We start from the raw sequence: 12,937 nt of genomic DNA, 5'->3' as shown, positions 1-12,937 counted from the left end.
CCCCGGCGGGAGACGTCTTGCCGCCGCATGAGGATCAGATGATCGACCTGCATTTCTGGCCAACGCCCAACGGGTGGAAGATCACCATCATGCTGGAGGAGACGGGACTGCCCTATCGGCTCGTGCCCGTCGACATCGGCGCGGGCGCCCAGCACGCGCCGGAGTTCCGGGCGCTTTCCCCGAACGGGCGGATGCCCGCGATCCACGATCCCGAGGGACCGGACGGCGCGCCGATCTCGATCTTCGAGTCAGGCGCGATCCTGCAGTACCTGGGCGACAAGGCGGGGCGGTTCTATCCGGCCGAGCGCCGCGCGCGAACACGCGTGGAGCAGTGGCTGTTCTGGCAGTGCGCCGGCCTGGGCCCGATGGCGGGCCAGGCGGCCCATTTCCGCTACCACGAGGAACGGATCGACTATGCCCTCGACCGCTACGTCAACGAGACGAGGCGGCTCTACGGCGTGCTCGACAAGGCGCTGGCGGATACGGAGTACGTGGCCGGCGACTATTCCATCGCCGACATGGCGATCTGGCCCTGGACGCGCGGCTACAAGGGCCTGGCGATCGATCCCGCCGAGTTCCCCAACTTCCACCGTTGGTTCAAGCAGGTTGGGTCGCGCGACGCGGTGCGGGCGGGCGCGGCGATCGGCAAGGAGGCCTTCGCCGAACGCCAGCGCGAGATGATCCGTCAGGAGGTGACACGATGACCGGGCCCTATCGCATCTTCGGGTCGCAGATGTCGCCCTACTCGGTGAAGGTGCGCTCCTACTGCCGCTACAAGGCCATCCCGCACCAGTGGATCGCGCGGGGGCCCGAGAACGAAGACGAGTACCGCCGCTTCGCCAAACTGCCCATCGTGCCGACCGTGGCGACGCCGGAAGGGGAGGGCCTCCAGGACTCCACCCCGATCATCGAGCGGCTAGAGGCCCAGTTTCCGGAACCCTCGATCCATCCCGCCGATCCCGCCCTGGCGTTCTTGTCGGCCCTGATCGAGGAGTTCGGGGACGAGTGGGGCAACAAGCTGATGTTCCACCACCGCTGGTACGCGCCGGTCGACGTGGATGCGTCGGCCCAGACCCTGGCGCGTCTCAGCCTGCCGAAGGGCGATGACGAGCAGGTGGCCGAACGCGCGGAGATGATTCGCGCCCGGATGACGGGCCGCGGCCATTTCGTGGGTTCGAGCGAGGCGACCGCCCCGCTGATCCGCGCCTATCTCCTGGAGCTGCTCGACCTGCTGGAGGTCCACCTCGCGGACCGGAAATATCTGTTCGGCGGCCGGCCGGCGTTCGGGGACTTCGGCCTCGCGGCGCAGCTCTACGAGGCCTCCATCGATCCGACCGCGGGCGGCATCATCCGGGGCCGCGCCCCGAATGTCCTGGACTGGTGCCACCGGATGATCGAGCCGCGCGATGACGGGCCGTTCGAGAGCTGGGAGGCCCTGGAGCCGACCCTCGCGCCGATCCTGGCCTATGTCGGACGCTACTTCCTGCCTTGGAGCGACGCTAGTGCGCGAGCCCTGGCCGAAGGCGCCGCTGAGTTCTCGGTCGAGCTGGCCGGCGAGGCCTATGTGCAGCCGCCGCAGAAGTACCACGCCAAGTCGCTGGCCGCGCTGAGGGCCCGCAGGGCGGCGGTGAGCGATCCGCGCCTCGCCGCGATCCTGGAGGGCGCCGGTTGCGGGTCGTGGCTCGAGAACGCCTGACATGCGCGGCCCGGAGCGGCGCCGGCTTGGGAGCAGGCCCGCATGGGTTGTGGCGACGGGAGTGACAGTTCACTTTGATGCGGCGAGTCTGAAGCGGGGGTGGCCGGCCGGCGATCGTCGAGGCGGTTTGGAAGGTGACGAACGACGGCATGACCAGGGCCCTGCAATCCGTGCGCCGACCCCGACCGGAGCGTCGGCGGTGATCGAGGCGCGCCGCGAGACGGACGATCGGCCAGCGGCTTCGACGGGCCCGACCGCTTCATGGCGGCCGGCGAGATGGTCAGGCTGGGGGCGATGAAGAAGAAGACCGAGGCCGAGGATGCGGCCGAAAAGGGCTGGGCGCAGCCGGCCTACCAGGAGCGGAGCCGTCGCCAGCGCGACCGCCTGCTGAAGGCCGGCGAGCGGGTATTCGCCGATTCCGGGTTCTGGCAGGCGCACGTGGCCGACATCGCCAAGCGCGCCGGATGTTCCGTCGGCAGCTTCTACCGGCGCTTCCGGGACAAGGAGGCGTTCTTCTTCGCGCTGCAGGCGGATATGGCCGACCGCGCCGAGGCCAACATCGCCAAGTTCTTCGACGACCCGGCCTGCCGCACCGAGCCGCTGATCGAGGTGTTCCAGCGGCTGACGCGGAATTCGGCCCGCACCATGAAGGGCATCGAGGGCTACTACCGCGCGCTGTTCGAACTCAGCCTTCGGGGCCAGGACGTCTGGCCGCTGATGCGGCGGCTGGAAGTGATCGAAGCCGGCCTGGTCGTGGACCTCCTGAAGGCGCGCGGCGTGGCCGTGGACGCGCGCAAGCAGGACGCCGCCCACCTCGCCATCCGCATGATGCATGGCCAGATCATCTCGACGCTCCTGCATGGCCCCGGCCCGTTCGCCGCCGACGATCGAAGGCTGCATGAAGAGCTGGGCCTGATGCTCGTGCGATACCTCGGCCTCGAAGAAAGTGCGGCCGACGCCGGATAGGGCAGGTTCGATGCGCGCCGCCCAGGCCCGTCGCGATGGCGGCGGTCGCGTCCCGCCGAGATCCATACGGTCCGTCCCGAACCGGCCAGCCTCGGGGCTCGGCAAATCCACGCCGTCCCTGGACCGGCTTTCGCATTGAACCGGAATTTCGATTCCGTTACGGTCTCGCTGTACGGAGGAGGCGGGATCATGCGGGCAGGGGTTTTCGGCGCGACCTTGGCGCTTGCGACGAGCTTGGCCGTGTCCAGCGGCGCTCAGGCGCCGTCGGGCGTGCCGGTGGACCGGCCTCGGATCGTGGCGGGACCGCCGCGGGATGTGGTCTGGGACGCTGGGCCGCAGACGCCGCGCTCCGGCCGTAGGCTGCCCAACATCGTCGTGATCGTCGCGGACGACCTGGGCTTCAACGACATCAGCTTCAGTGGCGGCGGCGTCGCGGGCGGCGCCGTTCCGACCCCGAACATCGACGCGATCGGGCGCCAGGGCGTGAGCTTCCAGCAGGCCTACTCGGGGCACGCCACCTGCGCGCCGTCGCGCGCGGCGCTGCTCACCGGCCGCTATCCGACCCGCTTCGGCTTCGAGTTCACGCCCGTCCCGCTTGGCTTCGCCCGCCAGGTGCGCGCCTTCCACTATGGGATTCGCAATCCGGTCTACTTCCCGGAACGCGAGAAGGACATCATTCCGGCCGCCGACATGGGCGTGCCGACCAGCGAGATCACCATCGCCCAGCTGCTCCAGCAGAGCGGCTATCACACGATCCAGCTGGGCAAGTGGCACCTGGGGGAATCGCCCAGGTTCCAGCCGCAGAGCCGGGGCTTCTCCGAGACGCTCGGCTTCACCGGCGGCGGCTCGATGTATCTGCCGAAGGACGACCCCCGGGTGGTCAATTCGGTGCAGGGCTTCGATCCCATAGATCAGAACCTGTGGGCCAACCTGCAGTTCTACGTCAGCAAGGACGGCGGCGAACCGTTCCAGCCGAAGCGGCACATGACCGACTATCTGTCGGACGAGGCCATCGCGGCGATCCACGCCAACCGAAATCGGCCGTTCTTCATGTACCTGGCGTACAATGCGCCCCACACGCCGTTGCAGGCGACGCGGGAGGACTATGACGCCCTCTCGAACATCCAGGATCACCGCCTGCGCGTCTACGCGGCCATGATCCGCCAGCTCGACCGCAATGTCGGACGGGTGATGCAGGCGCTGCAGGAGGAAGGCCTCGAGGACAACACGCTCGTGGTGTTCACCAGCGACAACGGCGGCGCCTACTACATCGGGCTTCCGGACATCAATCAGCCCTTCCGCGGGTGGAAGCAGACCTTCTTCGAGGGCGGCGTCCGGGGGCCGCTGTTCATGAGATGGCCCACCCGGATCCCCGCGGGTCGAACCTACTATCCGCCCGTATCCCACTTCGACATCTTCGCCACTGCGGCGTCCGCGGCCGGCGCCCCGCTCCCGAAAGATCGCGTCATGGATGGCGTCGACCTGATTCCGTTCGCGCGGGGCGAACGGACCGGCCGCCCGCACGAGGCCCTGTTCTGGCGCACCGGCGCCTACCGGGTCGTTCGGGCCGGAGACTGGAAACTTCAGGTGACCGAGCGACCGGCGAAGGACTGGCTATACGACCTCTCCGTCGATCCGACGGAGCGCCACAACCTTGCGGCGGACATGCCGGCGAAGGTCGCCGAACTGAAGCTTCGCCTGGCCGAGCACGACGCCCAGCAGGCGCCGCCGCTCTGGCCGGAACTCGGCCAGTCGCCGGTGATGCTCGACCACTCCCTGATCGAGCCGCAGCGGGAGGATGACGAGTACGTCTATTGGGGCAATTGAGCCAGGGCGGGCCCGACCGGCGACTTCGCCTGCGAATGAGCCGCGCCGGCGATTGACAAAGCCGCCCGCGCCGCTAGCGTGAACCGGAATTCTTGTTCACTTTAAACCAGAACAAGAACGACATCAGGGAAGGACGACGCCGTGGCAGGGCCCCGCCTTGCATTGAACCCGTTCGCCGATGCGTCGAGCGCGATCCGCGTCGCCGCCGACCTCCCGACGATGGCCGCCGACAAGTTCTAGTTCCTCCCCTGGGGAGGCCGCGCCGCCCCGCGGTCGCGGCCTCTCGCCTCTTGGATCGCGCAGGAGCCCCGCTGCAATGCCGAGCGTCAAAGGAAGGAAGACCGCGCCCCCTCGGGCCGGACGGGTGGAGCGGCCCCTTGAAAGCCGGCGCCGTGCGAACAGCCCGCGGGTGGAGGCCTAGCCGCCATGGACGCGCGCACCCGCTGGCTGCAGGCTGACGGTCGCCGAACCCCGGGCCGATGGAAGGCGCGAGCGGTCAGGATCCTTCGCGAACCCCTGCTGCACTTCCTGATCGCCGGCGCCGTGATCCTGTGCGCCGTCCAGTGGTGGCGCGCCTCCCATGACGAGCGACGCATCGTCGTCGGCGACGCTCAGGTGGCCGAACTCGTGGGCAAGCATCGCCTCCAGTACGGCCGCGATCCGACGCCGGCCCAGATCGAGAACCTCATCCGCGGCTATGTGGACGAGGAAATCCTCTATCGCGAAGGCCGCGCGCTCGGCCTTGACCGCGACGACGAGATCGTGCGCCGCCGCGTGGCCCAGAAGGTCGAGTTCCTGCGCCAGGACCTGGCCATTCCCGCCGAACCCGACGAGGCGGCGCTGCGCCGCTATTTCACGGCCCACGCCGCCCAGTACGCCCAACCGCCGCGCGCAAGCTTCCGACAGCTCTACTTCTCGCCGGACAAGGGCGGATGGGCGCCGGCCCGCGGCCGCGCCGAGGCGGCGCTGGCCCGGCTCCGGGCCGGCGCGCCGTGGGACAAGGTGGATGCGGACGCCTTTCCGGACCAATCCCAGTACGCCGCGATCAGCCGGGTCGAGGCGGCTCGGGTGTTCGGGGTCAGCGGCATGGCGGAGGCCGTGGAGAAGGCGCCCGTCGGCCGATGGGCCGGTCCCTACGCCTCCGGCTACGGCTGGCATCTGGTCCTGGTCCAGGCGCGGTATCCCGGCGCGCCCGGCGACTTCGACGCCCTTCGGGAGACCGTTCGCGGCGACTATCTGAGAGACGCCCAGGTCCGTGCGAACGCGCAGGCCATGGAGCGCATGCGCGCCCGCTACGCCGTCGTCCGTCAGGATCGGGCGCGGCCATGAAGGCGTGGCTGGGTCTGCTGCTGGCCGCCATGGTCGGGCTGTTCGCGGCGGCGACACCCGCCGCCGCGCACGAGGTGCGTCCGGCGCTCCTGCAGGTCACCCAGACGGCGCCCGATCGCTACGAGGTTCTGTGGAAGCGGCCGATCCTGGGCGACGTGGCGCTGCGGCTGCAGCCGGCGCTGTCGTCGGGCTGGCTGAAGGCGCCGCCGAAGGATCGGTTCGCCGGCTCGGGATTCCTCGTCACGACCTGGACCATCCAATCGCAGACCCCGCTGGACGGGCAGGAGGTCTCGATCGACGGCCTCAGCGACAGCCTGACGGACGTGCTGCTCCAGATCACCGCCGCCGACGGCCGCCGGTTCGACGCGGTGCTGACGCCGGCCCAGCCGCGGCTGAAGCTGGCGCTCTCCGGGCCCCGCGCGCCCGGCGCGCCCGCCTACCTGCGCCTCGGCGTCGAGCACATACTGGGCGGGGTCGACCACCTGATGTTCGTGGCCGGGCTGCTCTTGCTGATCGGGCCCAACGTCAAGCTCTTCAAGGCCGTGACGGCCTTCACCGTGGCCCACAGCATCACCCTGGCCGCGGCCTCTCTGGGCCTGGTGACGGCGCCGTCGGCGGTGGTGGAGGCGCTGGTCGCGCTCAGCATCGTCTTCGTGGCGGTGGAACTGGCCCGCGGGCCCGACGCCGACACCCTGACGCGCCGCCATCCCTGGGTCGTCGCCTTCACGTTCGGACTGTTGCACGGCTTCGCCTTCGCGGGCGCCCTGTCGGAGATCGGCCTGCCGCCACACGAGGCGGCGCCGGCGCTGTTCCTGTTCAACGTCGGCGTGGAGATCGGGCAGATCGTGTTCGTGGCGGCCTGCGTGGCCGTCCTCTGGGCGCTGGCGCGGGTCCGCGCCGTGACCGGGATCCGGGCCCCGAGGCTCGCCCGCCTCGCGCCGGCCTACGGCATCGGATGTTTCGCCGCCTTCTGGTTCCTCGAACGGCTGGGAGCGGCTTTCGCATGATGAGCAGAACGATAGGGGAGGGCGCTATGGCGCGCTGGCTGGTTCCACTTCTGGCGTTGACGGCGGCGGGTTGCACGCCGGTCAGCCATCCACAGGCGCCGACGGGCGTGGCGTCCGAGACGGCGGACGTCGCCGCCGTGGACCCGTCCGCGAGGCGGGCGTTCTACGGCGAGCTGCACCTGCACACCGCCTATTCGTTCGACGCCTGGGGGTTGATGGGCACCCGGATCGGGCCGGACGAGGCCTACCGCTTCGCCCGCGGCGAGGCGGTCGACTACGGCGGCAAGATGATCCGCCGGGGCTGGCCGCTCGATTTCATGGCCGTGACCGACCACTCCGAGAACATGGGGCTGCTGAACCAGCTCGACGATCCGAATACCGCGTTCGCCAAGAGCGAGATCGGCCAGGAGATCCTGAAGAACCCGATCAAGAGCTTCTACATGCTGCGCGACGCCCGCTACCAGGGTCGCGACATTCCGGGCCTCAACACGCAGGAGGCGGCGAAGTCGGCGTGGTCGCGCGAGGTCGCGGCGGCCAACGCCAACTACAAGCCCGGCGTCTTCACCACCTTAATTGGCTACGAGTGGTCCCAGATGAACGAGGGCCGCTACAACCTGCACCGCAACGTCATCTTCAAAGGGGCGGACGCGCCGCTGCCGTTCACCTCGGCCGACTCAGGCAAGCCGGAAGACCTGTGGACCTATCTCGAGGCCAACCGCGCCGAGGGCCGCGACGTGATCGCCATCCCCCACAACGCCAACGGCTCGAACGGGCTGATGTACGACTGGGTGATGAGCGATGGCCGTCCCATCGATCAGGCCTACGCCCAGCGTCGGCTGATGAACGAGCCGCTTTCGGAGATCGCGCAGAACAAGGGCCAGTCCGAGACCATCCCCGAGCTCTCGCCCAACGATGAGTTCGCCAACTTCGAGATCTGGGACGTGCTCATCACCCAGCGCGACACCAAGTCGAAGCCGAACGGCAGCTACATCCGTCAGGCCTACGGTCGCGGCCTCGTCATCGCCGAGAAGGCGGGCGCCAACCCCTACAAGTTCGGCGTCGTAGGCGGCAGCGACTTCCACAACGGCATCTCGGCCTCGGACGAGAAGGCGTTCGGCGGCAGCCCGGGCGGCGTCGATCCCAACGTCAACCTGCCGGACGGCGACGCCGCCAAGCGCCAGCTCGGTATCATCCCGACGCGCACGCTGATCGACGACAACGCCGCCCATGAGGGGCGTCCGCCCATGATCAACAACCCCCTGCTGGTCGGCAGCGCCGCCATCACGGGGGTCTGGGCCGAGGTCAACACCCGCGACTCCATCTTCGCGGCGCTGAAGCGCAAGGAGACCTTCGCCACCTCGGGAACCCGTCTGCGCGTGCGCTTCTTCGGCGGCTGGGACTTCACCCCGGCCCTGCTGAAGCGGACCGACTGGGTGCGGCAGGCCTACCGTACGGGGACGCCGATGGGCGGCGATCTGCCCGCCGGACAGGCCAAGGGCGCGCCCAGCTTCATCGTCGAGGCGGTCAAGGACCCGGACGGCGCCAACATCGACCGGGTTCAGGTGGTGAAGGTGTGGCTCGACGGCGGCGACTATCGCGAGAAGGTGTTCGACGTCGCGCTGTCGGGCGGGCGCAAGGTGGACCCGAAGACCGGCAAGGCCCCGCCCGTCGGCAACACCATCGACCTCGCCCACGCGACCTACAGCAACACGATCGGCGCCGCCCAGATGCGCACGGTCTGGCGTGATCCCGAGTTCGATCCGCGCAAGCCGGCGGTCTACTACCTGCGGGCCATCGAAATCCCGACGCCGCGGTGGAGCACCTACCTGGCGGTGAAGCGCGGCTTGCCGATCCCGACCGAGGGCGGTCCGCCCACCCTCCAGGAACGCGCCTGGTCGTCGCCGATCTGGTACACGCCGCCGCCCGTCCGGACGGCGAGCGCGAGCCGGGGCGCCGGGCGGTGAAGCCGACGCAAGGCGCGGCTGCGGCGGCCGTGAGCGCCGCGCCTCCGGCCGCGGAATCCGGCGCCGCGCTCTCGCGCGGTTACGGTCGCTACGCCCTGGGCCTCCTGCTGCTCGTCTACATCGTCAACTATGTGGACCGGCAGGTGCTCTCGATCCTGGTGGAGCCCATCCGCCGGGATCTGGGGCTGACCGACACTCAGATCGGGCTGCTGTCAGGCCTGGGCTTCGCCCTGTTCTACGCGGCGGCCGGCCTGCCGATCGCGCGGCTGGCCGACCGGGTCTCGCGAAAGGGCATCATCGCCGCTTGCCTCGCGCTCTGGAGCGCGGCGACCGCCGTCTGCGGCCTGGCCGTCAACTTCCCGCAGCTGCTCGTCGCCCGCATCTTCGTGGCGGTGGGCGAAGCCGGCTCGGCGCCGGCGGGCCACTCGATGCTGGCCGACATCTTCCCGCACGGGAAGCGCGCCACTGCATTGGCGATCACCTCGTGCGGCGTGCCGCTCGGCATCCTCATTGGACTGCTGGCCGGAGGCTGGCTCAACGAGATGCTGGATTGGCGGACCGCCTTCGTGGTGGTGGGGCTGCCGGGGGTGGTGATCTCGCTGATCGTGGCCCTGACGCTGAAGGAGCCGCCGCGGACCGGCGGGGCCCAGGCCGAAGCCGCCCAGCCGTTCCGCGAGCTCTTCGCCAGCCTGATGAAGATCCCCGCGTTCAATCTCCTAGTCGCGGCCTCGGCGCTGCACGCCTTCACCTCCTATGGCGCCCTGCAATGGAACCCGGCGTTCATGATCCGGGTGCACGGGTTGTCGACGGGCCAGGCCGGCCTGGCGCTGGGCCTGATCTCGGGCGTGACCGGCGTCGTCGGCACGCTGGCCGGGGGCTGGTTCGCCGATATCCTCGGCCGCAGGGACAACAGGTGGTACGCGTGGCTGCCGGCGGCGATGATCGCCGTGCGCGCGCCGCTGTTCATCACCGCCTATCTCGCGCCGACGCCGGCCCTGGCGATCGCCTGCCTGATCCTGCCCGGCTTCCTCGGCAACAGCTTCACCGGCCCGGTTTTCGGCACCATCCAGACGCTGGCGCCGCCGCGCGCCCGCGCCTTCGCCTCGGCCTGGACCCTGTTCATCATCTCCCTGGTCGGCTTCGGCCTGGGGCCGCTGGTCATCGGCGTCACGAGCGATGCGCTGCAGCCGGCGTTCGGGACCCGCGGCCTGGGCTACGCCATCTGCCTGGCCGCCGTCGGCGAACTGGTGTCGGTGGGCCTCTTCCTGGCCGCGGCGCGGCGCCTTCCCCGCGAGCAGGCCGGCTAGGCGCCTGCGGCCGAATTCGCCGGGACCGGATTTGTCTTGGCGGCCGACGCTTGTTAGCGAGCACCCGGACTTCGAAGAGGGTATCGCTCGACGATGGGTAGAACGAATGCGGCGGCCGCCAGCCCGGCGCCCGCCCCCAAAGGCGCGAGGCCCGTCTATCAGACACGCAGTCGCGAGCAGCGCGACCGTCTGCTGAAGGCCGGCGAGCGGGTGTTCGCAGAGGGCGGGTTCTGGCAGGCGCATGTGGCCGACATCGCCAAGCGGGCCGGATGTTCCGTCGGCAGCTTCTACCGGCGCTTCGAGGACAAGGAGGCGTTCTTCTTCGCCCTCCAGAGCTACATGGCCGAACGGGCCGAGGAGAATCTCGCCGCGTTCTTCCGCGACCCGTCGTGCGACACGGACCCGCTCGACCGCGTGATGCGCAGGCTGGTGGCGAATTCGGCGCGCACGATCCGGCGCATCGAGGGCTACTTCCGCGCGCTGTTCGAACTCGGCCTCCGAGGCCAGGCCGTATGGCCGTCGATGCGGCGGCTGGAATCCTTCGAGGCCGACCAGTTCCTGGCGCTGCTGGAACGGCGCGGGCTTACGGCGCCGCCGGGGCTTCACGACCGGGCGCGTCTTGCCGTCCGGATGATGCACGGCCAGCTCATATCCCACCTGCTGCACGGTCCCGGCCCGTTCGAATTCGACGATCCCGCGTTCCTGGACGAGCTGGCTCTTATGCTCATGCGGTACCTGGGTTTCGAACAGCTCCAAGACTAGAGCCCGTCAGGGTGAAGTGGATGCTGGTTCACCCGCCCGGACGGGCTCTACACTCTTGAAGATCGAGCCTTCTTGTCCGGATCAAGTGATTCCACTCGATCCGGGAAGGCTCTAGCAGCGCGTCGTGCGAACGGCCTTGCGCAACCCTCCACGCTTCGTCATGCTAACCGGAATTCCGGTTCTTGTTTGGGGGGGATATGGAACTGCACAACGCGATGGGGCCGACCCGGGAACAGTTCGTCGAGGTGAGAGATTCGACCGACCCGACCCCGGTGGTGATGGTCAATCTGCTGAGGTTCCGGGACCGGGCCATCTATGAGGACGGACGGGCGTCGGATCTGAGCGGCCTTGAGGCCTTCATGGTCTATTCCGACCTGATGAAGCCGATCGTCGAGGGATTTGGTGGGCGTTTCCTGCTGTCGACGCTGCTCGATCGGCTGGTGATGGGGTCGGGGGAGATGGGCTGGCACCGCCTCGGACTGGTGGAGTACCCCTCCCGCGCGGTGTTCTCCCAGGTCATGCGCGACCCCACGGTCCATGCCGCGGCCGTTCACCGGCAGGCGGGTCTGGAGGGCCAGCTCCTGATCTCGTCGACCCTGCACGCGGACCATCGCCCGGCCTCGGCATGATGCGCCAATTGGACTCCCACGCGGTGGCGGAGGCGTCGATCTCGGCCATCGCCGCGGCCTACGGCCTCACGCCGCGCGCGATCCGCTACTACGAGGTCTGCGGCCTCATCGACTCTCAGCGCGACGAGGCCAACCGGCGCACCTTCGGAGTCCACGCCCGCGACCGGTTGCTGCTGATCGCACGGCTGCGCAACGCAGGCCTGCGCCTCAATGAGTTCGCCCCGATCCTCGATCTCGAAGCCCAGGGCCGCCGCGTGCAGCTTGGAGCCGCGCTCGACGCCCTCAGGGGCAAGCTGCGGGCGCTGGAAGCGGCCGAGATCGTGCTGCGCGGAACGATCGCCGACATGGAGCGGGAACTCGCCCAAGAGGCCGCCCCGCGGGGCTTCGGGGCGGGGCCGTCCGCCCCGCCCGCAGCGGACTAGAGTCCGGCCAGGATGACCTCACAGCCGGTCCCGGCAAGGGCGGCGTCGACCTTGGCCTTCGCGCCGGCGTCCAGGGTGGCGTATTCCTCGCGCAGCCACTGGAGGCATTTGGCCTGGTAGGTGAACGGCTGCTGGGTCCAGGCGCCGCCCGCGATCTCGGTCTCAACCTGTTCGGCGCCCGAGCGCACCGCCGCCGCATTGGCCAGGAGCAATGGCGCGTACACCCGGCCGACCTCGGCGAGGAGCGCCTTCAGCGTGGCGGGCAGGGCGGCCGGGTCGAACCAGTCGGAATCCTGCGGCTCCACGCCGGACAGGTCCTCCACGGCGCTGACCCAGGCGAAGACCCGCGGCGCCCGCTCGAGCGTCAGCGCCATCGGCGTCGGGTCGAACTGCGCGAGCTGGGTCAGCTGGCCGAAGGCGGCGAAATCGCAGGCCGCCGGCCGGTCGCCCAGCATGAATGGGTGCTCGCGCAGATGCGCCTCAAAGAGGTCGAGGAAGCGCGCATAGCTCTCCTCGATGATCGGGCCGGTGGTCGGGTTCGAGCCGACGTAGCGGAGGCGCGAAATCTGGCGTTCCGACACCTCGCGCCCGGCTTGCTGGAGGGTTTCGTCCGGCGTCTGGGCGCCGCGCCACGCGGGCAGGATCGCGGCGGCGCGCGCGACATCGGCGTCGTAGGCCCAGCGGTAGTGGAACATCGCCTTGGTCAGCCATTCGTCGCCGTAGTCCTCGAGCAAGGCGTCGAGGAAGGCCAGGGCCGGATCGCTCGGGCGCGCAGAACGGCCCGCATAGTCCCGTTCGAGCCGCCGCAGGATGGGCGTCGAGTCCGTCACGGGCTGCAACGCGCCCGTCTCGTCGGGGAAATAGAAGGTGGGCAGAAGCGACACCTTGGGTCGCGGCAGGCCTCTTGGGCCCGCGTGCGAGGCCAGGATCAGGCGGTAGGGCAGGTGGCGATAGCGCAGCAGCGCCAGCATCTTGCGGGTGTAGGGCGAGCCCGGCACGCCGTTCAGCGTGATGCGGTCCTGAGTCAT

General features: G+C 69.5%; 12 protein-coding genes. 11 read left to right on the top strand and 1 reads right to left on the bottom strand.

Annotated features, from left to right (window positions below):
• Positions 1 to 38 precede the first annotated feature (38 nt).
• From GC203_RS03045 to GC203_RS02995, 11 genes are all read left to right on the top strand, one after another.
• Positions 39 to 704 carry a glutathione S-transferase N-terminal domain-containing protein gene (locus GC203_RS03045; RefSeq protein WP_293451199.1) on the top strand — a complete coding sequence of 222 codons (666 nt, stop codon included), beginning with the start codon at positions 39 to 41 and terminating at the stop codon, positions 702 to 704.
• Entirely contained in the window at positions 701 to 1,696 is a 996-nt protein-coding gene (locus tag GC203_RS03040; protein WP_293451197.1) for a glutathione S-transferase family protein, read from the top strand. The genes GC203_RS03045 and GC203_RS03040 overlap by 4 nt, the downstream gene beginning before the upstream one ends.
• Before the next feature lie 261 nt (positions 1,697 to 1,957).
• Positions 1,958 to 2,662 (top strand): TetR/AcrR family transcriptional regulator, encoded by a 705-nt coding sequence (locus GC203_RS03035; protein ID WP_293451195.1) that lies wholly within the window; start codon positions 1,958 to 1,960, stop codon positions 2,660 to 2,662.
• A 189-nt stretch (positions 2,663 to 2,851) separates the two neighbouring features.
• Positions 2,852 to 4,489, top strand: a complete 1,638-nt coding sequence (locus GC203_RS03030; protein WP_293451193.1) for a sulfatase-like hydrolase/transferase — start codon at positions 2,852 to 2,854, stop codon at positions 4,487 to 4,489.
• A gap of 426 nt (positions 4,490 to 4,915) precedes the next feature.
• On the top strand, positions 4,916 to 5,818 hold the full coding sequence (locus GC203_RS03025) for a peptidylprolyl isomerase (protein WP_293451191.1): 903 nt from the start codon (positions 4,916 to 4,918) through the stop codon (positions 5,816 to 5,818).
• The gene (locus GC203_RS03020) at positions 5,815 to 6,825 is read left to right on the top strand and encodes a HupE/UreJ family protein (protein ID WP_293451189.1); all 1,011 of its coding nucleotides are present in this window, start codon (positions 5,815 to 5,817) and stop codon (positions 6,823 to 6,825) included. Before GC203_RS03025 ends, GC203_RS03020 begins: the two co-directional genes overlap by 4 nt.
• A gap of 26 nt (positions 6,826 to 6,851) precedes the next feature.
• Positions 6,852 to 8,789 carry a DUF3604 domain-containing protein gene (locus GC203_RS03015; RefSeq protein WP_293451187.1) on the top strand — a complete coding sequence of 646 codons (1,938 nt, stop codon included), beginning with the start codon at positions 6,852 to 6,854 and terminating at the stop codon, positions 8,787 to 8,789.
• Positions 8,786 to 10,096, top strand: coding sequence for an MFS transporter (locus GC203_RS03010; RefSeq protein ID WP_293451185.1), 1,311 nt, complete (start codon positions 8,786 to 8,788; stop codon positions 10,094 to 10,096). The genes GC203_RS03015 and GC203_RS03010 overlap by 4 nt, the downstream gene beginning before the upstream one ends.
• 93 nt (positions 10,097 to 10,189) lie before the next feature.
• Positions 10,190 to 10,858: a TetR/AcrR family transcriptional regulator gene (locus GC203_RS03005; RefSeq protein ID WP_293451183.1), complete on the top strand. Its 669-nt coding sequence runs from the start codon at positions 10,190 to 10,192 to the stop codon at positions 10,856 to 10,858.
• A gap of 197 nt (positions 10,859 to 11,055) precedes the next feature.
• Positions 11,056 to 11,487: a DUF1330 domain-containing protein gene (locus GC203_RS03000; protein WP_293451181.1), complete on the top strand. Its 432-nt coding sequence runs from the start codon at positions 11,056 to 11,058 to the stop codon at positions 11,485 to 11,487.
• Positions 11,484 to 11,909, top strand: a complete 426-nt coding sequence (locus GC203_RS02995) for a MerR family transcriptional regulator (RefSeq protein ID WP_293451179.1) — start codon at positions 11,484 to 11,486, stop codon at positions 11,907 to 11,909. The genes GC203_RS03000 and GC203_RS02995 overlap by 4 nt, the downstream gene beginning before the upstream one ends.
• On the opposite strand, the gene GC203_RS02990 is transcribed toward GC203_RS02995, so the two are convergent.
• The gene (locus tag GC203_RS02990) at positions 11,906 to 12,937 is read right to left on the bottom strand and encodes a glutathione S-transferase family protein (protein ID WP_293451177.1); all 1,032 of its coding nucleotides are present in this window, start codon (positions 12,935 to 12,937) and stop codon (positions 11,906 to 11,908) included. The genes GC203_RS02995 and GC203_RS02990 overlap by 4 nt on opposite strands.

It is taken from the genome of Phenylobacterium sp., assembly GCF_016124325.1.
In the GTDB taxonomy this organism is placed as follows: Bacteria; Pseudomonadota; Alphaproteobacteria; order Caulobacterales; family Caulobacteraceae; genus Phenylobacterium.
The sequence above is the reverse complement of the archived record's forward strand: the minus strand, read 5'-3'. Positions and strand labels throughout refer to the sequence as shown.

Excerpts from the sequence above, each read along its gene's own strand:
- GC203_RS03040 (WP_293451197.1), top strand. The coding sequence starts at position 701 with ATGACCGGGCCCTATCGCATCTTCGGGTCGCAGATGTCGCCCTACTCG.
- GC203_RS03035 (WP_293451195.1), top strand. The coding sequence starts at position 1,958 with ATGGCGGCCGGCGAGATGGTCAGGCTGGGGGCGATGAAGAAGAAGACC.
- GC203_RS03030 (WP_293451193.1), top strand. The coding sequence starts at position 2,852 with ATGCGGGCAGGGGTTTTCGGCGCGACCTTGGCGCTTGCGACGAGCTTG.
- GC203_RS03000 (WP_293451181.1), top strand. The coding sequence starts at position 11,056 with ATGGAACTGCACAACGCGATGGGGCCGACCCGGGAACAGTTCGTCGAG.
- GC203_RS02990 (WP_293451177.1), bottom strand. The coding sequence starts at position 12,937 with ATGACTCAGGACCGCATCACGCTGAACGGCGTGCCGGGCTCGCCCTAC.
- GC203_RS03005 (WP_293451183.1), top strand. The coding sequence starts at position 10,190 with ATGGGTAGAACGAATGCGGCGGCCGCCAGCCCGGCGCCCGCCCCCAAA.
- GC203_RS03045 (WP_293451199.1), top strand. The coding sequence starts at position 39 with ATGATCGACCTGCATTTCTGGCCAACGCCCAACGGGTGGAAGATCACC.
- GC203_RS03015 (WP_293451187.1), top strand. The coding sequence starts at position 6,852 with ATGGCGCGCTGGCTGGTTCCACTTCTGGCGTTGACGGCGGCGGGTTGC.
- GC203_RS03020 (WP_293451189.1), top strand. The coding sequence starts at position 5,815 with ATGAAGGCGTGGCTGGGTCTGCTGCTGGCCGCCATGGTCGGGCTGTTC.
- GC203_RS03025 (WP_293451191.1), top strand. The coding sequence starts at position 4,916 with ATGGACGCGCGCACCCGCTGGCTGCAGGCTGACGGTCGCCGAACCCCG.
- GC203_RS02995 (WP_293451179.1), top strand. The coding sequence starts at position 11,484 with ATGATGCGCCAATTGGACTCCCACGCGGTGGCGGAGGCGTCGATCTCG.